Source organism: Borrelia sp. RT5S, assembly GCF_021165755.1.
Lineage (GTDB): Bacteria > Spirochaetota > Spirochaetia > Borreliales > Borreliaceae > Borrelia.
The window spans coordinates 53,408-77,599 of the sequence record NZ_CP088936.1; the positions used below are offsets into that span (position 1 = coordinate 53,408).

A 24,192-nucleotide genomic window follows, 5' to 3' on the forward strand; every position below is an offset into this window, starting at 1 on the left:
AAATCATAAATTAATTAATAGCAAGTGTCAAATTACTTTTTATAAAAATCGTATACCCCTCTTGAATATAATCTCTTAAAAGGGAAGAAGACTTCAAAACTCCCCTAGAAATATAATCACTCACCTCTTCGACCAAAATTTCACCAAGAATATCCGCCTTGTTATAACTGATAAAGCTAGAACCATCGTTGTCATACCTTAAAGCTCCTTCTTTGAGAACCAAAAATACATCACCTTTCTTAACATCGTTCACATATCCTAAATTAATAAGAGCATCTTCCTTCCTGATTTTAAGTATCTTCCCCCTTCTAGGCAAATAAGCATTAAAATCCCTAGAGAAGGTGCTTAAAACCTCACTTAAGTAAAGAACTCCCCCTGAATTATAGTTAAAAGTACCGACCTTAACACCCGTTCTACCTGAATAAACTCCAACTTCCAGCCTAACCGAATTCTTAAAAACATCCACATCAAGATCAAAAATCAAAAATAAATCAAGATTACTGCTCCTTGCATAAGAAAACCCTTCAGAAAAGCTACTTATTAAATAATCTTTATTTTTACTATAATCAAAGTTATAATTCACCACCTCTATGCTTAAATTGCGTTCCATTATTCTCTCAGCATATCTTAAAATTAGTTCATTTGCTCCAAAGACTTTATTCTCATTCTGTGTGAAAATACCCACCTTATAAACCGTTCTCTCGTCATAAAGCTTATTTAAATCACCAATACTCCTATAGCCATACCTAAAAGACAAAGAACTTCTAACATCAAATGAGACCATGTCAAAAAAATCTAAGATTTTAGGATCTAAAACATTCCTCTGCTTTGCTAAATAATAAAGCTCCTCATAAGCCATCACATCCAATTTCAGCAATTTATAGATTTTTGCAAGCAAAAATCTAGCGCTATCATTATCAGGACAAATATCAACAGCATTTTTTACATTAAATACTGCCTCGTCTAAATTTAAATTCTTAAAGGCCCTAAATCCCTCTTTTTCGTACTTCCTAGAAACTTCAGCATTAATATCATTATCCTGAATAAAACCTCTAAAGTTGGATACAAAAAAACTCTCTTCTAAAGCAATGTTATAAAACCCTAAATCCTTTTTCATGCCTCTGGCTTTTTCTAAGTTTAAAATAGCTTTATCAACTTCTCCAAGTTTTAAATAAGAATAACCAAGCAGGTAATAAAGTTCATCAACATTTTTATCAACAAGTATTGCCCTCTGAAGAGCATCTACTGAATCTTCATATTTAGACTGATACAAATAAATAAGGGCAAGCAAACGATAAGCGTCAACAAACCCAAAATCTTTATAAGTGGTTCCTATCAACATCAAATAATTTTGAGCATATTTCTCCGCAATTCCTAAGTTTTGAGTACTAACATAAAATTCTGCTACTCTTTTATGAAAATCTGGAAATGAATTAAAATTGCCCCTGATCTTATTAATCAAATGCTGCGCCTTATCTCTCATATCTAATTTCTCATAAATATTCATAAGGCGCTCAAAGGCGCTGTAACTTGTCTGGCCATACTCAAGGATTGTAAGATAATAATTGGCAGCTGCTACAAGCAATCCTTCTTCCTCAAATATCGAAGCAAGCCCCACCAGGGCATCAATATTATTCTTTTGCCTAGAAAGAACTTCTGTATAGAATTTTTTAGCCTTTTCCGTTTTTTTATTCTTAAGTAGTATGTTAGCATAAAGGATTTTATACTCAGTGTCGCCATCTGACATTCTGTAAGCTTTTTCTACAAAAAATTGAGCCTGATTATATATTTTCAACCGATAATAAATTTCCGCAATAAGCTTATACGCCTCATAATAATCAGGATTTATCTTGATTGCCTCAAGAAGCTCATCAATTGCATCGTAATTTTTTTGCACAAGGTAATACTCTTGTGCCCTTTGGTAATATTCAATCGCAGTCACAGAGCCTATTAAGTTTCCAACATTTAAACTTAAAATCAAAAAAATACAAAAAAATCGACTCAAACTCACAACGCTTCCTTCTGAGAAATCTTTATCACCTTAATGTTTCTCTGGTGCATATTTTTAATAGTAAATGTCAAGTTATTGTACTCCATTTTTTCATTCTTTAAGGGAATTCTTCCAAACAAGTCATACACAAATCCACCAAGAGTGTCAAAATCTCCATCTGGAAGCTTTAATCCAAGTTTTTCATTCAAATCTTCTATCAAAACCCTAGCAGTGCAAAGATAACTACCATCATCAAGAGGGACTATCTCGTCGATTTCATTATCAAATTCATCTTGGATGTCTCCAACTATTTCCTCAAGAATATCCTCAAGAGTAACAAGGCCTGAAACCCCCCCGTATTCATCAACAACAATAGCAATATGAACATGATTCTCCTGAAATTCTTTTAAAAGAGAATCAATTTTCTTACTCTCTGGTACAAACATTACCTTACGCATAACGTCTTTTAAATCAATTTCATAGAAATCCTTCTTACACATATGAAAGAGGATATCCTTAGTATGAATTACTCCAATAATATCATCGATCGTTTCCTTGTAAACGGGAAACCTCGAGTGATTACTAGATGTTACAACTTTCAAAATTTCATCCTTACTTCCAAAATAATCAACAAAAACTACGCTTATCCTTGGAATCATAATTTCCTTAACAATGGTCCCCTTAAGAGAACTAAAGTTATTTATCGAAGCAGGTTCCAACCTCGACCTTCCTTCATTATCCTCATCGGCACGTCTTCTTCTTTTATTCTTAATTAAACTAAAAAAATTGAACATCAAAACACCCTTCTGGTTTCTCTTAAGACCTGCTCCTGAATAACCAACATCTCTTCCTTTTGAAAATCATTCGTCTTGTGATCATATCCCATTAAATGCAGAATTCCGTGTATAGTAACCCTCTGAAGCTCATCATACATCTCAACACCAAATTCAAAAGCACTAAACCTCAGATACTCAAGGGATATTATAAGATCGCCCTTTATAGCATGATTCAGTTGCCCATTTCCCTCAAAATAATTGAAAGAAAGAACATCGGTGGGCTCAAACCTCTGCCTAAATTCACCATTTAACCTTTGGATATAAGCATTACTACAAAGAACAACAGCAAGCTCGAACCTCTTAACGCGAAGAAAACCCAAAACAGATGAAACGAAGCCACGATAAATGTCCAAATACTCAAACTCAACATCCTCTGCCCATAAATCCAAATCTTCCTCTACCAACTCACTACACCCTAGCACAATTATAACTTAAAAAGATACCATACAAACAGACGAAGTTTTAATTTTATAATTAACACCACTTAGAAATTAAATTTTAAAAAAATCCTTAATCGTATCCTCAAAAGTGTCCTTTTGTAGATACCCCACAGAAACTTTTGGCTTTCCCTCAACAGGAATAAACATGATAGTAGGAAGGCTCTGAACTCCAAGCGCCATAGAAACTTCTTGCTCCCTATCAGTATCTACCTTATAAAAATCAATGCTATCCCCATACTCTCTTGAAAGCTCATCATAAACTGGGGCAAGCATCTTACACGGACCACACCAATCAGCATAAAAATCGATTATCGCAGGCCTGCTTCCCCTAAAAATCAATTCCTTGTCATTCTCATAATCAAAAACCTTATCAATAAATTCCTGTTTAGTCAAAGTAACCACCATATCTTCTCCTGACTTAATTTACTTTTAATTATAGCATAAATACAATATGATTAATAAAAGAGTAGACACGAAATGAACTTAATACTAATAGGCTCACAAGACTTCAAAAATGGGATTCTTCTTGATGATTTTAGAGTAAAACACATTACCGAAATATTAAATCTTGAAGACAATGGAAAATTTAAATTTGGAATCATTGAAGAAGAGTGGATTTATTGTTGCACATACAAGAAAGACACAAAACTTTTTTTTAAAGAAAGTCATAAAATAGCAAAGTCAAATAAGTTAAAGAAAATAAAAGTAATGCTTGGTTTGGTACGTCCAATCACAGCAAAAAGAATAATTAAAGACCTTGCCAGTATTGGAGTCTCTGAAATTATTTTTTTTAACGCTTTACTTAGTGAGAAATCTTACTCATACTCCAAACTGTTTAAAGAAAAAAAATATGAAAAATACTTAATAGAAGGTGCTATGCAAGGTGGCATTACCTATATACCAAAAGTAAAAATTCTTAACAATATAAAAGACGCTTTAAGCGCCATAGAATACGAAGGCTCTGGGTACACAAAGGTATTGCTTGAAAAAGAAAGCAATACCAACTTAACTGATATTAAAATAACAACAACCAACGCTGCTGTCCTGATTGGTCCAGAGAGAGGATTTGCAGAAAAAGAGATAAACTTAGTAAGAGAAAGAGGATTTCTGTCGTATTCCATATCAACAAACACATTAAGAACAGAAACAGCTGCGATCATATCTTCCGGTATTATTGCATCCAAGATAACCAAAAAGTAAATTCCTCAAAAAGAATTACCACTAGATGCTTTAGCTAATTTACCACTGTTTGGTTTACAAGTTTATCGTAAATATAAAGCTCAATTACAGAGCCTTTTGCCGCTTCATAAGGCAACTTAATGGAGCCTCCCTTAGTTTTAAAAGAATAAAGCAAAGAACTATTCCCACTAGAGTCTTTTACTTTAACCATCACATCTACACTAGAGGGGTACCTATCCAGCTTATAAGTTAAAATACCAAAAACACTTAAATTATCTACTTTTGGCTCATTAATGGTAATTATCAACTTGCTTGAATCCTCGATCCTAGCGTTTACTGGCAAAGATTGCAGGACAACGCTTCCAAAGTTATTGCCCTTCACCAGCTCTATATCAAAAACAATCTCATCATTTAAAAGGAAAATAATTGCATCTTTATAATAAAGTCCAATATAGTTCTTCACATGCTTAACCAAATCTTTCGATTGTCCCTTGCTTACCAAAAGCTGAAGGTCAACTAGGCCCGTGATCTTAGTGCCCGGAGATGGTCCTTGTCGTATTATAGTCCCCTTTGAAAACTCACTCTCAACTTCAATAGGCTTTAGCATATGGTAAAACAATCTGTTATTGTTTATCGAATTAGCCTTTAAATTAATAAGCACATCATCAATATTTTTCCCAATAAAACTATCAACCTTGTTAACCACTGCACCTTTGCTTATAAATATCGTAACCTTATTGTCAAGTCTTAAAGCAGTACCAGCCTTAGGCCTCTGGTCTATTACCTTCCCTTTATCAAGGGAAGTTGATGAAAATTTAAGCTCAATATAAGGAATAAGATCTTTATCTTGAAGCTCGGTAATCGCATCTTCAAGATAAAGCCCACCAAGATTTGGAACAACAACAAGATCACTACTCTTTAAAAAAATAAAAAATATTGCACATGAAATAACCAAAGACCCCAAAATGGTAAGAATTAGCCCCTTAACTATGTAGCCAGACAAGAAAAAAGTTTCTTCATTAAAATTTCTATCTTCTTTCCGCAAACTACGCTGACTGCCCAATTCTCTATTATCCGAAAATAAATTATTCTGTTCTTTATTGTCACTCAATGCTAAACCATCTCCTTATGCTCAAGCTTTAAGAAACGCTTCCCTACCAAACCTCTGTTTCCATTATAAAAAGACTTGCAATCTAAAACTTTTCTTCCAGCCCTTTGAAGCTCTAATAACAAGAGAACCCCATCGCCTGTTTTTACAAAAAGACCCTTGTTGGGACAAAATGAAACAATTTCTCCTACTGCTTGCTCACAATAATTATTATCCTTTATAAAGTCTGCTCTATGAAAAATAATCTCATCTTCTTCTAACCTAGCTCTTACAAGTGGCCAAGGATTGCAAGCATTGATCTTATTCTTAATTTCAAAGGCACTTAAAGTAAAATCAATAATCCCATGATGCTTACTCAGAAAAGAACAATATGTTGCCTGGCTTGAATCTTGAGGAATTCCAACACTTCCCTTCTCTACCTTATCTAAAGCTTCCAAAACAATATCAGCACTATTTAGAGAAACGTATTTAAAAATATCAGCACTTGTGTTAAAGCCCTCAATCTCAAATTGTCTTTGAGCCAAGATATTCCCACTGTCCATTTCTAAAGCCATTTTTTGGACTGTAATTCCACTAGAGCTGTCACCATTTAAAATAGCTGTCTGGATGGGAGAAGGCCCTCTGTACTTCGGTAAAAGCGAAGGATGAACATTAATACTACCCAGTGGAAAAATATCTAAAAATTCCTGCTTAAATATTTTTCCATAAGAGAAAACCAACATAACATCCGGCTTTAATTCCTTAATCGCCTTTATTGTAGACAATTCAAGTACAAGAGGATCTAAAACTGGAATACCTTTCTTAATAGCTTCAACCTTAACCTCGTTTGCTTTTAAATTCAAGCCTCTGCCGCTCGGCTTGTCGGGCGATGTTAAAACACCAACAACATCATATCGATCCCTAACCTCCTTAAAAACTTCTAAAGAAATACTACTAGAACTTGCAAAAAAAACTCTCAACCTCTCACAATCTCCTCTTCTTCATATAAGATCTTAACAATTTACTTCTAAGTTTATCCTCATAATAATCAATAAAAAGAACCCCCTTTAAATGGTCCACCTCATGCTGTACAATCCTGGCTAAAAATCCCGAATTTTCGATTTTAAAAAATTTACCATTCTCATCGTAAGCCTCTACCACAATAGCCCTAGGCCTCACGAGATCATAAAAAACTCCAGGAATACTTAAACAACCCTCCCTCATAACAGAAAGCTCAAAGGAAGTCTCTGTTACTAAGGGATTAATAAAAATTAAGGGTTTTATTAACCTATCTTCTCTTACAACAAAAATAGACAAGTCAAGGCCTACCTGAGGAGCCGCTAAACCAACCCCACCACTAGCGTCCATCAAGTCTATCATCTTAAAAATAGTACTTCTGGCCTCATCATCAATACTCAAGACCGGCTGAGTCTGAACTCTAAGCAAATCATCGGGATACAAAACCATCTTCATAAATCTCTAAACCACCTATCCAAGACTATGTCTTTATCTTCCCAAAAAGCTTCCACTCTTCATTCCCTACTTCTGAAAAATAAATACTACCTCTTCTAGATTTGGGAAAAGCATAAAGTTTATCTTCGTTTTCATCTTTAAGTACCAAGTATTCCTTAAGTTCTATTTTTGACGAAAAGAGCTTTTTATCCTGTCCATTCATTCTCAATCTCCAATTACCATCCAGTGTTTTATAAAAGAAAACCTTGTCGTCATAAGTGTTAATCTCATAATTGCTTCCCGCATGAACAATATCATCCAGTTTAGAAGTTCCTAAAACATAGCTTAAAAAATCCTTATCAAACTGAACAGTGTCCTTAATAGACCCCACATAAGCGGCCTTAATCTGCTCACTTTTTGAATCAACAAAAAATAAAGTAGGACTTTTTTTCAAACTAATTTCACTAAAAATCTCATTGTGAACATCAATAACTAAAAAAATATTATTTTGCGTCACAATCTCAAGAGTTTTATCATCTTCAAAAGAATTTAGAAAATCATTTATTAAATTATCCCTAATATCCTTTCCAACCAAAATTAAAACATTCTTATTTAACTTTCGAGCCTCACTTATGGCATCTCTGTAAGAGCTATTAAACACAATACCCGATCTTAGTGCATATAAATCCACCAACCCGAAAACAATAAACATTATCAATAAGGTCATAATTTTCATATTTTACTGGTCAAACCCTCTAAGAATTTCAATTCTTCACTATTAAGATGTTCTTTTAAACTAAAGTATACGTTCTCATGATACCTGTTAATATACTGTAACTCATCTTCTGAAAGCATCTCACTTAAAATCAATTCTTTCTCAAAGGGAACAAGGGTTAAATGCTCAAATTCTAAAAAATTTCCAAATTCATTTAAATAACTTTGCTTTACAAAAACTAAATTTTCAATTCTAATCCCATGCTTAGAATCACGATAAAGTCCGGGTTCAATTGAAGCAATTTCAGACCCCTTAAAAGAATAAGTGGAAAAAGGACTAATAGAAACTGGAAGTTCATGCACATTTAAAAAAAAACCTACTCCATGACCAGTCCCATGAGCAAAATTTAAACCCCTCTTTAACAAAGGAAATCTAGCAATCCCATCAAGAGAGGCGCCTGAGGTGCCAAATGGAAATTTTAAAGATGCAAGGGAGATAAAAGATTTAAGAACCAAAGTGTAATCTTCCTTCTCCTCGTAAGAAGGTTCTCCAATCGAAATGGTCCTCGTAACATCTGTTGTGCCAAGTTCAATATAGGAACCCCCAGAATCTATTAAAAGCAACCCATTAGAATCCAATTTCCTAGCTCCTTTCTTGGGGCTGTAATGAGGCAATGCTCCATTTTCCTTAAATCCAACTATTGAGCCGAAGCTAGAACTAAAAAATTCATTATTCAATAATCTAAAACTCAAAAGCATATTTGCAACATCAACCTCATCCAATCTAAGTAACTCATCTCTATTTAAACTCTTGAAGCTATGTAGAAATTTTATTAAACTCACCGCGTCAATAATATGCGCCTCTTTCATCTTGCTAATCTCATAATCGGATTTTATCGCCTTAAACTCACTCACAACGCTCTGACCAAGAATTGCGTTCGACTCCCCAATAGATTTTAACACTTTAACATTGCTATCAACTGATACAAAAAACTTCCCTTCATGTCTAATTTCTCTTAAGAATGAATAAAAACTACCATAGTCTTCAATCTCAAATCCCTCCCCCTCAAGTATCTCTTTTAAGTCAGCGCCCAGATTTAAAACGTCAACAAAGAGAACATTTTTATGCCTCTTGCTTCTTGTAATAAATAAAAAAGCATAAAACAAAGCAGATGATTTAATATCCAACCCTCTTAAATTCAAAATCCAAGCTATTTCGTCTAAAGAACTTACAATGTAAAAATCGACCACTCTTTCTTCCAACTTTGATTTAAGATTATCAATCTTATCCGCTCGCTTATTGTTTCTCTGTGCTTCAGTTAGTTCAAATATTTTATTTCTTTCCAATGTAGGTCGATCATGCCAAATACTTGAAATCAAATCTTCATCTAAAGCCTCAATATCTGTATTCCTACAATTTTTAACCAGATCATTGTAAAGTCTTATACTAATATCTTCAGAGTAAAACCCAAGCCTCAAGCCCTTAAGATTTATGTTGATATAACTAAAAAGATCCGGATATCCTTTAACCCCAAGTTTCATTAGCTTAAACTCAGTACCCTCAAGTTCACTCTCTGCCTGTAAAAAATACCTGCCATCCGTAAAAAGGAGCACCTCTTTCTCAGTAACAATCACTGTTCCAGAGCTCCCTGTAAAACCTGTAATAAATTCACGAGCACTAAACCTCACATGAGAATACTCACTCATATGAGGGTCATAACTTGCTATTAGATAGGCATCAACTCCACTTCTCACCATTAAATTTCTTAAAAACAATACCCTAGTCTTAATATCCATAATAAGCAAGCTCCTTTAAACCAATAACTTAGCAATTTTCGTTTATTATAACAAATAATTCAATTTTAAAAAAATTCTTTATTTGTTATAATTTGGATCAAGAGTAAAATTCAAGGATACAATATGGAAAATATTAAGGCTGTTGTTTCTGATCTTGACGGAACACTTTTGCTTTCAAAGAGCCAGTTGGGTGCTTTTAGTGAGCTTGTAATAAAGAAGCTAACAAGAGAGAACAAAAAATTTATTATTGCAACAGGAAGAAGCAGAAGCGAGGTAATGCCTTTTACAAAAAATTTAGACTCAAGTGTTTCATTCTTCATAACATTAAATGGTGCTAGGGTTTATGATAATGAGTGGAAATTAATCAACAGATATGATTTGTCCTCTGAAATTGTAAATGAAATCTTAAACCTTAGAGAGGACAGGTATAGCGACATACCTCATTTTTTACAAAAATCCGATGGTGTGGACGACAGTCTTTATACTGACAGAGTAACTAACAACGCTGTTAACAAGAAGATAAGTGAATATGAATTATCAAGAAAACAGAAATACATGGAAAAAGAGTTAAAGGATAAAAGCATAAAATTTCATGAAGTCAATCACTTCAGAGAGCTTAAAAACTTCAACAATGTAGCAAAAATCCTTTTGTACGATGACGAACCAAACCTAATCAAATATGAGGCTATGATCCTAGAGAAATATAGACAAGAAATAAATGTTTATTTATCAACACCTCATTCACTTGAAATTGTTAATAAAAAAGTTTCAAAGGGAGGCGCACTGATGGATGTCTTAAAAATTGTTAACATTGACTTGAGTGAAGTAATTGCATTCGGAGATGGGTTTAATGATGTTGACATGCTGGAAAATGTAAAGAAGGGACTATTAATGGGAAACGCAAACTATAGGCTTAAGGTGATGCTATCTTACTTGGAAGTAATAGGGACAAATGATGATGAGGCCGTTGCTCACTACATTAATGACAATATTTTGGAAGAGCCTGTATAGGAGAAAGTATGGAAGAGGATTTAATCAAATATGCAGAACTTATTATTTTAAAAGGTATCAACTTACAAGAAAATCAGTGCGTACTCATTACGGGTTCCATTGGAAACTACGAATTTTTAAGAATTCTTACAAAAAAAGCTTATGAACATGGTGCTAAGTATGTGGAGCTAAATATTGAAGATGTTGATATTTTAAGAACCAGGCTAAAATACTCATCAGAAGATTTATTGGAATTCACCCCAAGGTTTAAGCATGAGTTTTTCAAAGAAGTGGTAGATGAAAAGTGGGCAAAGATACGAATTGATGATACGGAAAATTTAGATGGCCTGAAAGATGTTGACAGCAAGAAAATGTCGAAATACTTTAAGCAACTAAGACTAGCATCTAAAAATGTTTCAACTGCAACAATGAATAATGAACTGTCTTGGTGTGTGGTGTGTGCACCGGGCCCAAAGTGGGCCTCAAAAGTTTTAAACAAACCTAATAGTCAGAAAACTTTGGAAGAATTTTTTGAAATTCAGAAGAAGATACTACTACTTGATTCAGAAAATCCAATAAAGACTTGGGAAGATCATGGCGCAAAACTTCACCAAAGGTGTGCAGTTTTAAATAAACTTAACCTGGAAAAATTAGTCTTTAAAAATCAGAAGACAAATTTAGAGGTATATCTTCTAGAAACTTCTATCTGGACAGGAGGAAGCGAAAAGATAAAGGGCACAGAGCTTGAATTTAATGCAAACATACCTACGGAAGAAGTTTTCACGACACCAGACTATAAAAAAACTAAAGGAATTGTGTATGCTACTCGACCGGTTATGATACTTGGCAACTTAATAGCTGGGATATGGATGAAATTTAGTGAAGGGAAAGTAATTGAGTTCGGATGTGATGATGAGAACTCAAAAATAATACTTAAAAGACATATAGAAACCGATACGCAATCAAAATACATAGGAGAGGTTGCATTGGTAGACAGCAGCTCTCCAATTTATCAAAGTGGACTTACATTCTACAGCACGCTATACGACGAGAATGCAAGTTGCCACGTTGCACTAGGTAGTGCTTATTCTTCTTGCTTAAGTAATGAAGAAAAATTAAAGACTGATGTTGAAAAATTGGATTATGGATGTAACGTTTCTCTAATTCATACCGATTTTATGATTGGAAGTTGTGACATGGATGTTGTTGGAATTGATAGGAAGGGAGCAGTGCATCCAATAATGCGGAACGGAAGGTTCGTATTATGATGGATGGGTTGGAGTAGTTAGTGATGATAAAGGAGTTATTTACAAATGACCTTTTCTTGTCTTGTTTCGTTTCAGGAATTGTTGCGCAGGTTATTAAATATGCTATTCAAACAATGAAAACTAGAAGACTTAAATTAAACCCAACGTATCTTATAAAGAGCATCTTTTTAGAAACTGGAGGAATGCCTAGCAGTCACTCCTCAACAGTTACAGCTCTTGCAACTTCAATATTTATAACAGAGGGGATAAATACGAGCTTCATTATTGCCCTTGCTTTTGCCTTAATAACAATAAGGGATTCCTTTGGGGTCAGATACATGGCAGGTGTGCAAGCAGAATATCTTAATGATTTATCCGAACAATTAAAAATTGCAATTGAAATCGAACCTCTGAAACTCAAAGTTGTCAAGGGCCACAAGAAAAAGGAAGTATTTACAGGAGTGATTATCGGAATAATTTCCGCATGGGCAGTATGCTATCGAATAATATAGGCAGCAAGTTACAAGGGCAAAAATGAATCCATTCAAGCTTTTATGTATATTAACACTTTTCTTTTCTTGTAGTATGGCAGAGTTTGGGGATTACAAACCAATATACTTTAAAGGGGAGGAGGATTTAAAGATTGCAAATGATTATATAAATTCATTAGGGTACAGAACAATATCTGAATACACGACAAAAGTAAAAATACTGGATTTTCCAGATTTCAAGGAAATAGTGATCCGTGAGCTATTAAAACTTAATGATTATGACCTAAGAAAGGATCTATTTTTAAAAAATCTCCCTAATCTATTTAACCTGTCCAACAAAAAAATACTCTATGTTGATTCATCATTTACAAGTAACGAATTAAAGAAGCTTAAACGAGCAAAAAAAGTTGAAGGAGAGTTACACTCTTTTAACTACAAAACCAAAATTAACTATTTTTCAAATATGGTGTTCATGGTGATGATAACACTTTTATTGCTACTAAATATTCAATATTCGCCCTTTATGTTGTTATTTTTAATAAGTTCATGTACCATCCTGTTATTCAACAATGAAATGCTATACTTCTATCCTTTAACTATTCTTTCCTACTTACTATTTGTACTAATCGACAATTTCAATAAAAATTACAATAAGATATGCTTGCAAGATATCAGCTTTTTATTGCTAATTAAAAGAATAAAATTCCCAGTCTTTTTGTTTTTGTTCGTAGTGTTATACTATATTGTGATAATTAGTTTTTTAACTACTAATCTTGAACCAATTTTTATTATCTTTGTGTCAGTAACAACTCTTTGCATTTTCCTAATATTCACTTGGATCAAAACTGAAAGAAATTTTAAAAATACATTCTTGTTTTTAATTGAAATAAAGGAACAGAAGCGAAAATCAAGGATTATAAAATTAAAAATTATCGCGCATCTAACGCTATTTATAGCTTCTCTGATGCCCTTCTTTTATTCGCAATACATGATAACTTCTTACCAAAACTCAAATTATCTTTACAGCAAAAAATTAAACTATTTCGATTATTTAAACCCTAACAGCATTTATTTAATGGTGGGGTACAAAGAGGAAATTCCAAATATTATGGGATACATGTCTCATATTATTTATCAAAATGAGCTTAAATATAAAATAACATCTAGGTATGGTGAATCTAACAAAAATGTAGAGGAAGACTATTTTGAAATAGAGAATAACAGAATAACTATCAATCCAAAGCCTGTATATAAAGTAGACAAAGAATTCATATCCAAACATCTCAATCAAGAGCTTTCAAAATTATTTTTATACAACGGAAATCCCATTTTAATATACAAAGAAACAGATAGCAGCATTTTAACGGAAAAGAACAACTCCACAATTTTATTTTTTCTTTCTCTGCCTTTTTTCTTATTGCTATTCCTATTTAAGGCAATAAGATTTACAATTCTTCTAAATATTAACAAAAAAATATAGAAATACACTAAAGACTAGAGGAAAAATCTAAATGTCTAACTCAGAAGAACCAGAAATAAAAACGGCAATAAAAATAAGGTACATGGTAAATATAGACGAAATTCAAATTCCTGAATATGTTTTAATTCCACTAGAAACAGAAAATTCAAGGTCTACACTATACGTAATTGAGAATCAAAGAATTGAGGAAGGTCAAATATTATCAAAAAATATAAATGTAGATTTATACACATACTCTCCAATATCTGGGGTAATAGAGAAGATATACGTTGCTAATCTTCCAAATGGACAACAATTAAAATCAGCATTAATACGGTTTCAGGGAAGAATAAAAAATGAAAGAGAACAATCAGATGAGGTAGAATCAAGAGAAAAAACATTAGAAAAATTGATCAGATTAGGAATTCCTTGGTTTAATGACAATTCACTATTTCAATATGTAAGCAAATGCAAAAAAATAGATAAAATGATTTTATTAATAAATGGGAGAGATTCTTTTACGAACATCTCAGAAATACTTATAAAAGAAAAGTTAGATGAAATTCTTTATGGACTCGAAATAGTCGACAAAATCTTTAAGTTCAAAGAAATATTGATAGTGATAGGCAATTGTAGCCTAAAAAAAGAGCTTGAAAATTTAATTGATTATCAAGACAAAAGATTAAGAATTAGACTCATTCCAAATGTCTCACATCCATATTCAAACCACGAAATTATAATGCACTTTTTGTATAACGAAGAGAATATTCAAGAGAGCATAAACCCAAACAAAAACATACTCCTAGCAAATGTTGAAGACCTTTATAATGTGCACAGCGCAATTAAAACAAACATTCCATATAAAGAAAAGTTCATCACTATAAATGGTAATCAAAAAATACAAAGCAAGATAATAAAAGTCAAAATTGGAACATCAATCCGGCAAATAATAAATGAAGACATTGATATGACAAAATACGATGTATTTTTAAATAACCCAGTGAATAAAATAAAAATAAATAACCTAAACGTCCCTATAACAAGAGACATATATAGCATTACAATACTTAAGAAGAAATCAGCGTTGTTTAATCTAAAATTTTTTAAGATACCCAGTTTCTCCCCCATATATATTGAAGAGGTCATTTTTTCAAAAATCAAGGGCAAAAATAAACATGAGAATAAAAAATTTCAGTTCCTACAATACACTGAAACTGAGATAGAAGAAGAAATAAGCAAGGTTCAAAGAGAAATAAAAGAAAAGATATTAAATATCACTCCAAAAAATGAGCCAATATACACTGAGAATAATCTAAAAGACATCTACTTAACCATTGTACTAGCTCTAGCTCCTAGCCTAATTTTTTCTTTTTCAAACAACACAAAATTTTTAATTGATACTTTCACACTAATAATAGTAAGCCTAGTGGCTTACTCCCCAGTAATGTTTAAGGCAAAACATAAATGTCTATCATTCTTCATATATACCGCATTAATTACTAGCATGATATTTCCCTTAACCCTCTCTATCACGTTAAAAATAATGTCGCTACTTTTTACATTTTTAGTATTTTTTTATTTTTCTAAACTTTCCAAATTCCTTGTAAATCCCATATTAATTTCCTTTATGTTTTTATTACTCAATTTCCCCTCAAGCTTCAAACAAACATATTCGGAAGAACTATCAAGACAAGAAGATATGATTCCAACTTGGGATAAGGTAATGAAGAAAAACCCGAATATTAAGGGATTAGAAAGCTTAGCAGAAGTTAAAAGACATGAGAACAAGTACATTAATATGATTGAAGAGTTTACAAATGAGCAAATATTATCTCACTTAAACATCATCATACCGAGATTCCAAATTGAAAGCTTGTTTGGACTGCAAAACGAAAAATATCTATCTCCTATCTTGCTTTATATTGGATTTTCATTCATCCTTGGGAAATTTATTCTAAATAAATTAATACCATTATCTTTTTATGCAAGCCTTCTCCTCCTTGCTTACATATTTAAAAATATGAATATTTACAGTCATATTACTCTTGATATGTTGTCCCTAGCAACCTCGCCAATTCCAATGCTCTTAATATTTGCAATAAGCACAGAACTACAAACGGCACCCTCATTTAAATTTGAACAAATACTATATGGATGCATGCTGTCTCTGTTTTACCTTATGATACTAAGCCATATTCCATTTGAGACCCTATCGGCTATAATGTCCATTTTCGTACTACAGGTAAGTTCAACTTTAATTAAGAAATACAGCTTAACGTTTCAAATCAAAAAAATATTACATTATCTAAGCATAAATAAAGAAAAAGCAATAGAACACAAAAATGAAAATGGAGAAGAAATTATAAAATTATGATCAATAGCTTAACGATTTACTTATTAGTTAATAATCTATTATTAATACACTTCATCGGTATTGAAGATGTAAAAATAAAAGATAACCGGAAGTTAGCTAAAAAATATTTAATAATAGTAATAACTTCTTTACTAATTTACTCATTTCTTTTCTATTTTTATAAGTTGTTTACAGAACACGAATTATTGTTTATAATGCCGATCATATATGTAATATTACTCTATATAATAATAATGGGACTTAAAACTCTAAATAACATACTGATTGTTTACAACAAAAAATCTAAATACTCAAATGATTTTCTGTTATCCAACAGTGGGTTAGTAGCAGTGGTATTTTTTGCCCTAGATAAAAGTCATAGTTTCCTTGGAGGACTTGGAATAATTGTTTTATCTTCACTAAGCGTCTTAACGTCACTTATGTTAATAGTCTTAATAAAAAGAAATTTTGAAAAAAGACTAACATCTAAAATATTAGAAAATGAAGCAATGTATTTTTTTATAATGTTCATTTTATCTTTAATTCCAAATATAATTATACTAATAAATAGTAGCGAGAATTTATAATGCAAGAAAGAATTGATGAATTGCTGAAACAAATCGAAAATGTTTGGAGGAATCTTTGACAGTCATAAGATTAAGGCACAAATCAAAGAATACGACATACAGAAGAATGATAAAGATTTCTGGAATGACAACAAAAGAGCACAAGAGATTCTTAAAAAGCAAAATATTTTGAAAAATAAAGTGGAGCCTTGGGAAGATTTAATCTACAAACTCAAAGACTTGAAAGAGCTCTGCAAGCTCACAGAGAGCGATGAAGACATAAGACTATTAGAATGCGATTTTAAGGCAATAAGCGATAAATATAAAACCCTTCTCACATTGTCTTATTTTAAAGAAGAAATTGACATAAATAATGCCTTCTTAACAATACACTCAGGCGCAGGCGGTACAGAAGCATGTGATTGGGTAAGTATGCTGTATCGAATGTACTCAAGGTATGCAGAAAGACGAGGATATAAAACAGAACTTATAGACTTACTTGAAGCTGAGGGCGGAATTAAATCTGTTACGGTTGAAGTAAAAGGAGAATACTCGTATGGTCTTTTAAAAAGCGAGGTGGGAATACATCGGCTTGTAAGAATTTCTCCTTTTGATGCCGCTAAAAAAAGACACACCTCTTTTGCTTCTGTTTTTATTGCTCCTGTAATTGATGACAAAATCGAAATAATAATTAGACCAGAAGACATTAGAGTAGACACATATAGAGCCTCTGGTGCTGGAGGCCAACATGTTAATAAAACATCATCAGCAGTAAGAATCACTCACCTTAAAACGGGAATAGTAACTCAGTCTCAAAGCGATAGAAGCCAACATAAAAATAAAGAATTAGCAATGAAGGTACTCAAATCAAGGCTTTATGAGCACTACAGAGAAGTTGAACAACAAAAAAATAGATCTAAACAAGAGGAGAAAAAGGATATCTCTTGGGGCAATCAAATAAGATCTTATGTATTTCAGCCTTACAATTTAGTAAAAGATCACAGAACAAAATTTGAAAATCCTAATGTTATCTCTGTTATGGACGGGAACATTGATAACTTTATAGAAGAATATCTGAAGTGGAAAAGTTTAAGCTAAATACAATAATATTACTTTTAAGTTTAACAGCAAGTCTATTATATTCTCAAAGTAACATTGAGTACGGCTTCTCTTACATAATCAATGCAAAAGACAAAGATGAAAATCTTAAAGGAGGAATTGAAAAAACTCTAGATAAAATCTATGGGACAATAAATGAACATGTTGTTAATGACAATGACAAGGATTTTATCAGAAATCTCTACATACACCAGCATATAATAAGCAAAGAAAAAGAAATTAGCAGTCTTAGAGAAGAAATGGATAAAAAAAGACTTAAAAATTCAATAAGTTCAAGAGAAGAAAATAACACAGAAATAAAGATCAACGATCTTAGGCAAGATATTGACAATATTAAAATTAAACAAAAAAACCTTGAAGAGTATCTTAGTAATTTAAAGAAAATGAAAGCAAAATACAAGAAAATAAAAGAAAAAGTCAACTTATCAAATTTGAACTCAGAATTTTTAATAAGTGAAGAACTGTTTTTTATGAACTATATTAATTTTAAAAGAGTAGAAAAATATTATATTCTTGAAATTAATAACGTCAAACCTACGGGAGTTAAGGTTAAAAGAGAAGTTTTCAAATTGTCATCATCCGTTGATGAGATTGCGCACAGGATAGCCGAACTTAGTCTTGAAGAAATATTGGGAAGAGAATTTATCAGAATTAGGATAAACGTCCTAAATAATCTGGATGCCAAAATATATATAAACGAAAAATTTGTATCAAAAGGGATATACAACGATGATATATTCGATATTTCGGAGTTAGAAAAAAAAGAAATTAACATTCACATTACAAGCGCCTCTTTTAAACCCCATTCAGCAAATGTAAAGGTAAAAAACGGAGACAAAATTAACTTAAATGTTAGTTTACAAAAAGAAAACTCTAATAAAATATTAGTAACCAGTAATGTAGAGTCTAGAGTATTTAGGAAGGGAATATTTATAGGAGAGACCCCACTTGAGATTGAGGAGCCTAAAGAAATAGAGTCTATTTTACTTCAGGCTGAAGGATACAAAAACATGTTTAAATTACTAAAAAAAGAGGATAAAGAAATACATGTAGAAATGCTGAGAGATAATAAAAGCAAACTTATTGTTGCCAGAGACCTATTTTATATAAACCTTGGCGTTTTCACACTAAGCTTAATAGGCACTGTATTTGCAGGTACTCTGTACAGTGAATCATCAGAGCTTTACAATATGGCATCAGACCACCTCATTAGCAAAAAAATAACACCACAGGACCTATATAATGCAAAATCAGAACAAATGGTTATGACATTTTTATTAGGCACAGGCATAACCTTATCTATCGGTAGTTTTATCCCACTAGTAATCCATTTGGTGAAATATATTCAAGAAGCCAGCGAAGGTGAATAAATTATTGTAAAATTTATGAAGAAACAGGAGGATGGGGTTTTGGGCATTTTTAAGAAGATAAAGAACCTATTCAAAGATCAAAAGGAAGAAAAGATACTTAAAAATCTGGAAGATATCCTACTAGAAGCTGATATTAAAAGTGATATAGTAATTGAGATAATGGGAATAGTCAAAAAAATGAAAGTTAAAGGAGAATCTGAGATAATTTTTAAACTGAAAGAGTTATTGAAAGGCTATATAAACCAAGAACCCCTTAATTTAGCGAATGAGACTTTAAATATATTATTAATCGTTGGAGTAAACGGTGTTGGAAAGACTTCAAGTATTATTAAACTTGCAAACAAACTTAAGATTGAGGGCCAGAGTGTATTAATAGCGGCAGCAGACACCTTCAGAGCAGCTGCAATAGAACAAATAAAAATACAGAGTGAAAAAATTGGCATTAAAGTAGTGTCTCAAATCCAAGGCAGCGATGCGGCAGCAGTGATATTTGACAGCATTTCAAGTGCAAAGGCTAAAAATCATGATACCTTGCTCATTGATACTGCAGGAAGGCTCCAAAACAAGGATAATTTAATTAAGGAACTTCAAAAAATGGATAATGTAATTAAGAAGCAAATAGCTCACACAAACGCTAACTATAAAAAAATACTGGTAATAGACTCTACCTCTGGAAAGAATACAAGCAACCAAGCAGAAATATTTAACAAGGCAATAGAAATTGATGGCATCATAGCCACAAAGTTTGACTCATCCTCTAGAGCTGGTGGAATAATAAACATTTCAAAGTTATTTAGAAAACCAATATATTTCTTTACATATGGAGAAGAAGTAGATCATATCAAAGAATTTAATATTGATGAATACTTCGATAAACTACTATGACAAACAAGGCATTAATACTATTTTTAATATTTTCAATTCCCTCATACGGAAAGAACTATTTTTTATCAGATGTATTTTTTAATCAATATCAAGAGATATACGAAATCCCAGAAACAGGGTTTTATATTGAATATGAAAAAATCCACGAGACAGAAAAATTCAGTCTCTTTAAAGACCTACAACTAATAAAGTATAAAACAAAAGAAATAATAGAAGATACTCAGAGGGTAGTACACTACAATGAAAAAGAAATCAAAATAAAGGAAGAAACATATGACAATTTACATAATAAAATACAGGAAATGAGGTATAGCAATAAGGGAATAATACTTGAATCTATAAAGTACTTTTATAAAAATAACGATTTAATTTATAAAGAAATTAAATTTCTAAATCAAGAGCCGAGAAAACTACAGTATATGAGAAACACCGATGGAAAACTTTTAAAAATAACCGGATCGAATTTTCAAGTTTGGAATTACGACATCAATGGAGAAATAAAATCAACATACTTTGACATAAACAAATCTAGTGCAAAAGCAATAAAATATGACGAAAACAAAAACCACCTAGAAAGCGTAATAACAACCGACAATAAAATAAAATCTAGAGAAAAAAATCAATACATGGAAGATGAAACAATAAATACAGTTGAAGAAGGAGATATAAAAACTATATCCAAATACAAAGGAAGTAACTTAATGAAGAGAGAAGTGTACAAAAACGACTCAATAATTAAGGTAAGTGATTTTGAATATAACGCGTCTGGATTCATTACGATAGAAAATGTGACTGTAAAAGAAAAAAAAAAGGAGTACAATACTAGAACAGAATATGAGTATGAATATGATAATAAATTAAAGTTGAAAAGAATTTATGAAGATGACTTAATATCATTAAAAATTGAATACTTTGGTGAGAATGAGTATGAACAAGAAATGTACTACGGCGGAAAGGCTATCTTTAAAGTAAGATATAAAGATGACAAAGTTATTGAAGAGGTGAATCACAATATTACCAGAGACGGCAATGAAGCTAGATAAATTATTATTAAAAAGACTAATACTGGATGAGAGAAATAGCCTGTCGCTTACTGTCGTAATAATACTGAGTATAGTGCTTGGTCAGGTACTCATTATTATCATAATATCAATAATGAATGGGTTTCAAGATGACTTTTTTACAAGTGTATCCGCTTTGGAAAGTGGAAATTTAAAAATTGAAGGTAAATTAAATGAAGAAGAACTTGGTCATCTTAAGAAGATTCAAGAAATAATCCATATCAACAAAATATATGAGACACAGGGAATCGGAATTGAAAATTACTACTATCCAAGTATTTTAAATATCATCGCTATTGATACAAGAGATGTCATAAAGGATGAGAATTTTCTTCTTCTGACGGGTCTTGAAAAATTTGAACTTGAACTTAATGAAGATGAAATCATAATAGGAGATGTGCTTTCTTACAACCTAGGACTATCTGAGGGTGATCTGATAGGATTAATAGTAAGTGATGAAATACAGAATATTAAAACATTAAAGGACCAAATCAAACATTTTAAAATAAAATCCGTCTTTAAAAGCGATTATTCAAAAATTAACGAATCCACAGTATTTATAAACATTAACTACTTTTACAGAAAAGGGATTATAAAAGATTCAGACATCAGTTATCAAGTAAAAACACTAAACCTATATCCAAGTCCAAAATTAATAAATGATATAGAAAATATCAATCCAAACATAAAATTTAAAACATGGAACGAATACAATAAAGAACTCTATAAGGCGCTAAAAATAGAGAAAAACACAATGCTCATAATTTTAACATGCATATTTCTTGTTATTGCCGTTAATACATATTATTTACAAAAAAGAATACTGATAAACAAAAGCAAATCAATCTCAATACTATTATCTATTGGTCTTAAAACTCAAAAGATTAGGCAAATTTTTCTAATTCACTCAGCGATAATTTGCATTATAGGTAGTATTATTGGCCTTATTGCAGGTATTCTTATATCATTAAACATTAATGAAATACTAAATTTAATAGATCTCCTGATAAACAGTTTAATCAATGCTGTTAACTACCTATTAAACTTAAAAGTGCAAACTGTTGAGATCAAAATAGTGAAAAATATCATTACTCCTAAAATATTCTCAAGCGATTTACTATTTACATCTTCTTTTGCTTGTTTCTTTACAATGTACTCAAGCTTTAGGTTAACAACAAAGATTAAATACATCCAGAAAGTAAATGGGGCCATATAGATGACAAACATACTAACTATAAAAGAAATACACAAAACGTACATCAAAAATAAAACAAAGATAAAAGTGATAGAAAATTTAAGCATAAACGTAAAAAGTGGAGACTTTATTTCCATTCAAGGAAAAAGCGGATGCGGGAAATCAACACTTTTTAACATCATATCAGGAATTGATAAGATGGATTCAGGTGAAATAATATCTTGTGGAATTTCTTTAAAAGGCGCAAATGAAAAAACACTAAGTTTTTACAAAAATAAAAAAATAGGTCTTGTTTTTCAAAATCATAATTTAATTGATGAATTTAATGTGCTTGAAAATATCATTTTACCTAAAATAATTGAAGGACAAGATCACTTTGAGACAATAAATAGAAAAGCTCTAAATTTAATGAGAATATTGGAAATAGATTTAAGAGCAGAACATTACCCTTCAGAACTTTCGGGGGGAGAGGCGCAAAGAGTAGCGATTGCTAGAGCATTAATAAATGAACCAAATATGATATTATGCGATGAACCTACTGGTAACCTGGATATTAACACCGCAAAGACAGTTGAATCTCTATTAATAGATACTGCTAAAAAATTTAGAAAAACATTAATTCTAGTTAGTCATAATCTAGAATTTGCCAATAAGGCAGATGTAAAATACGAGCTTAAAGAAAAGAAATTGAAGAGAATATGATGCATCCCAATATTAAAGAACTTGCAAAAATAGCATATATAATCTTTATAAATTCAACAAACAAAAAGGCATTAATTGGTTCTGGGGTATCTTTAAGTTTAGTAATGATTCCTCTAATTATTGTTTATTACATGTCAACTAGTATCATGAACTCAACAATAAACAAATACATTGAAAGTGAAGGGTTTTCTTTACAGATTGAACACAACGAAACTCAAAAGTATGAACTTCTTAAAGAAAGATTAGAAAAATTTAAAAAAGAACATCAGTATGATCATACATTAAGATACTTTTTTGAAAAAAGAACCTATGGAATAATTGGGAACCTAAAAAAACAAGGAGCCTTAATAAGAGCAGTGGAGCCCAGATTCATTGACGAAAATAGGCATATAAAATTAGTAGATGGAAAGAAAAGTTTAAAACAGGATGAAATAATAATATCGAGACAAATCAAAGAGAAACTTGATCTGAATATAAACGAACCTATCTACGTAATGGTACCCAATAGTAAGCACCAAAGAACATTACCTAGAGTAAAACAGTTTAATATATCTGGCATCGTTGAAACAGGATTAAGAGAAATTGACAAAAACTTAGTTTTCATATCGCTACAAGATTCACACATAATGGCAGAGGAATTTTCTAAAGGCATCATGGGACTATCCCTTAACTTCACTACTAAAGAACAAATTGGTGACTTAAAGGAAGTTCTTGCAAAAGAATTTACAGAATATAGAATCAAAACATTTTATGAACTTTACTTTAACAAATACATGAATCTAGAAACCAGCAAAAAACTATTATTGTTCATAATGGCATTTATTGTAATATTTGCAAGTATCAATATATCCTCATCTCTTTGTATGTTAATACTTGAAAACAAAAAGAAAATTGCAATATTTAAATCAATTGGAATGAATAATTTAAGTCTTAAAATGATATTTATACTAATAGCCCTCGTTTTAAGCTTCATATCTTGCATCATGGGAATAATCATTGGCAACTACATAACCATTAATATCGAATATCTAATCAATATGATAGACATCATTACTAATATAATTTCAAAAATAATATTTGGAGTTGAAAATACGGAACTTTTAAGCTCTGAATATCACATCTCTGAATTTAACGTTCAGATAAGCATAAAATTTAGCCTAATTGTCCTAGTGTCCTATACCCTATTAAGCATTGCAACAACACTCATTCCCTTAAACATCATTTCAAAGCTTAAAGAAAAAGAAATTCTGAGGTAAATC

23 protein-coding genes are annotated in these 24,192 nt (G+C 31.6%); 14 read left to right on the plus strand and 9 right to left on the minus strand.

Annotated features, from left to right (window positions below):
- Positions 1-10: 10 nt before the first annotated feature.
- The 4 genes from LSO06_RS00295 to trxA all read right to left on the minus strand — a co-directional run bounded on the left by LSO06_RS00295 (position 11) and on the right by trxA (position 3,671).
- Complete coding sequence (locus LSO06_RS00295; RefSeq protein WP_231760110.1) at positions 11-2,011, minus strand: tetratricopeptide repeat protein; 2,001 nt, start codon at positions 2,009-2,011, stop codon at positions 11-13.
- Positions 2,008-2,784 (minus strand): hemolysin family protein, encoded by a 777-nt coding sequence (locus tag LSO06_RS00300; protein ID WP_231760840.1) that lies wholly within the window; start codon positions 2,782-2,784, stop codon positions 2,008-2,010. Before LSO06_RS00300 ends, LSO06_RS00295 begins: the two co-directional genes overlap by 4 nt.
- Positions 2,784-3,230 carry an rRNA maturation RNase YbeY gene (gene ybeY / locus LSO06_RS00305; protein WP_231760841.1) on the minus strand — a complete coding sequence of 149 codons (447 nt, stop codon included), beginning with the start codon at positions 3,228-3,230 and terminating at the stop codon, positions 2,784-2,786. The genes LSO06_RS00300 and ybeY overlap by 1 nt, the downstream gene beginning before the upstream one ends.
- A gap of 87 nt (positions 3,231-3,317) precedes the next feature.
- Positions 3,318-3,671 carry a thioredoxin gene (trxA, locus tag LSO06_RS00310; RefSeq protein ID WP_231760111.1) on the minus strand — a complete coding sequence of 118 codons (354 nt, stop codon included), beginning with the start codon at positions 3,669-3,671 and terminating at the stop codon, positions 3,318-3,320.
- A 72-nt stretch (positions 3,672-3,743) separates the two neighbouring features.
- Here trxA and LSO06_RS00315 point away from each other — a divergent pair, with 72 nt between their 5' ends.
- The gene (locus tag LSO06_RS00315; protein ID WP_231760112.1) at positions 3,744-4,466 is read left to right on the plus strand and encodes a 16S rRNA (uracil(1498)-N(3))-methyltransferase; all 723 of its coding nucleotides are present in this window, start codon (positions 3,744-3,746) and stop codon (positions 4,464-4,466) included.
- Positions 4,467-4,500: 34 nt separating this feature from the next.
- Here the strand turns inward: LSO06_RS00315 and LSO06_RS00320 are convergent, their stop codons facing one another.
- From LSO06_RS00320 to LSO06_RS00340, 5 genes are all read right to left on the minus strand, one after another.
- On the minus strand, positions 4,501-5,448 hold the full coding sequence (locus LSO06_RS00320) for a PASTA domain-containing protein (RefSeq protein ID WP_370639789.1): 948 nt from the start codon (positions 5,446-5,448) through the stop codon (positions 4,501-4,503).
- Between the two features lie 110 nt (positions 5,449-5,558).
- Positions 5,559-6,512 (minus strand): methionyl-tRNA formyltransferase, encoded by a 954-nt coding sequence (gene fmt / locus LSO06_RS00325; protein ID WP_231760114.1) that lies wholly within the window; start codon positions 6,510-6,512, stop codon positions 5,559-5,561.
- 4 nt (positions 6,513-6,516) lie between these two features.
- Positions 6,517-7,005, minus strand: coding sequence for a peptide deformylase (gene def, locus LSO06_RS00330; RefSeq protein ID WP_231760115.1), 489 nt, complete (start codon positions 7,003-7,005; stop codon positions 6,517-6,519).
- 25 nt (positions 7,006-7,030) lie between these two features.
- Positions 7,031-7,720 carry a hypothetical protein gene (locus LSO06_RS00335; protein WP_231760116.1) on the minus strand — a complete coding sequence of 230 codons (690 nt, stop codon included), beginning with the start codon at positions 7,718-7,720 and terminating at the stop codon, positions 7,031-7,033.
- Positions 7,717-9,495: an aminopeptidase P family protein gene (locus LSO06_RS00340; protein ID WP_231760117.1), complete on the minus strand. Its 1,779-nt coding sequence runs from the start codon at positions 9,493-9,495 to the stop codon at positions 7,717-7,719. The genes LSO06_RS00335 and LSO06_RS00340 overlap by 4 nt, the downstream gene beginning before the upstream one ends.
- A 123-nt stretch (positions 9,496-9,618) precedes the next feature.
- Between LSO06_RS00340 and LSO06_RS00345 the strand changes: the two genes are divergently transcribed.
- The 13 genes from LSO06_RS00345 (at position 9,619) to LSO06_RS00405 (ending at position 24,189) form a co-directional block, all read left to right on the plus strand.
- The gene (locus tag LSO06_RS00345) at positions 9,619-10,506 is read left to right on the plus strand and encodes an HAD family hydrolase (protein ID WP_231760118.1); all 888 of its coding nucleotides are present in this window, start codon (positions 9,619-9,621) and stop codon (positions 10,504-10,506) included.
- Between the two features lie 8 nt (positions 10,507-10,514).
- Complete coding sequence (locus LSO06_RS00350) at positions 10,515-11,753, plus strand: aminopeptidase (RefSeq protein ID WP_231760119.1); 1,239 nt, start codon at positions 10,515-10,517, stop codon at positions 11,751-11,753.
- Between the two features lie 23 nt (positions 11,754-11,776).
- Positions 11,777-12,244 (plus strand): divergent PAP2 family protein, encoded by a 468-nt coding sequence (locus tag LSO06_RS00355; protein WP_231760120.1) that lies wholly within the window; start codon positions 11,777-11,779, stop codon positions 12,242-12,244.
- Positions 12,245-12,266: 22 nt separating this feature from the next.
- A complete protein-coding gene (locus LSO06_RS00360) occupies positions 12,267-13,703 on the plus strand; it encodes a hypothetical protein (RefSeq protein WP_231760121.1) in 1,437 nt (478 codons plus the stop codon).
- 31 nt (positions 13,704-13,734) lie between these two features.
- Entirely contained in the window at positions 13,735-16,056 is a 2,322-nt protein-coding gene (locus tag LSO06_RS00365; RefSeq protein WP_231760122.1) for an RnfABCDGE type electron transport complex subunit D, read from the plus strand.
- Positions 16,053-16,622: a hypothetical protein gene (locus tag LSO06_RS00370; RefSeq protein ID WP_231760123.1), complete on the plus strand. Its 570-nt coding sequence runs from the start codon at positions 16,053-16,055 to the stop codon at positions 16,620-16,622. Before LSO06_RS00365 ends, LSO06_RS00370 begins: the two co-directional genes overlap by 4 nt.
- A protein-coding gene (prfB, locus tag LSO06_RS00375; RefSeq protein ID WP_370639778.1) for a peptide chain release factor 2 occupies positions 16,622-17,699 on the plus strand; the annotation gives its coding sequence in 2 pieces (ribosomal slippage) (positions 16,622-16,678 and positions 16,680-17,699; 1,077 coding nt in all). The genes LSO06_RS00370 and prfB overlap by 1 nt, the downstream gene beginning before the upstream one ends.
- A complete protein-coding gene (locus LSO06_RS00380) occupies positions 17,681-19,090 on the plus strand; it encodes a hypothetical protein (protein ID WP_231760125.1) in 1,410 nt (469 codons plus the stop codon). The genes prfB and LSO06_RS00380 overlap by 19 nt, the downstream gene beginning before the upstream one ends.
- 39 nt (positions 19,091-19,129) lie before the next feature.
- Complete coding sequence (gene ftsY, locus LSO06_RS00385; protein WP_231760842.1) at positions 19,130-19,975, plus strand: signal recognition particle-docking protein FtsY; 846 nt, start codon at positions 19,130-19,132, stop codon at positions 19,973-19,975.
- Positions 19,972-21,018, plus strand: a complete 1,047-nt coding sequence (locus LSO06_RS00390) for a hypothetical protein (protein ID WP_231760126.1) — start codon at positions 19,972-19,974, stop codon at positions 21,016-21,018. The genes ftsY and LSO06_RS00390 overlap by 4 nt, the downstream gene beginning before the upstream one ends.
- Entirely contained in the window at positions 21,005-22,252 is a 1,248-nt protein-coding gene (locus LSO06_RS00395; RefSeq protein WP_231760127.1) for an ABC transporter permease, read from the plus strand. Before LSO06_RS00390 ends, LSO06_RS00395 begins: the two co-directional genes overlap by 14 nt.
- Positions 22,253-22,933, plus strand: coding sequence for an ABC transporter ATP-binding protein (locus tag LSO06_RS00400; RefSeq protein WP_231760128.1), 681 nt, complete (start codon positions 22,253-22,255; stop codon positions 22,931-22,933). It begins immediately after the preceding gene.
- Positions 22,930-24,189, plus strand: coding sequence for an ABC transporter permease (locus tag LSO06_RS00405; protein WP_231760129.1), 1,260 nt, complete (start codon positions 22,930-22,932; stop codon positions 24,187-24,189). The genes LSO06_RS00400 and LSO06_RS00405 overlap by 4 nt, the downstream gene beginning before the upstream one ends.
- Positions 24,190-24,192: the final 3 nt, after the last annotated feature.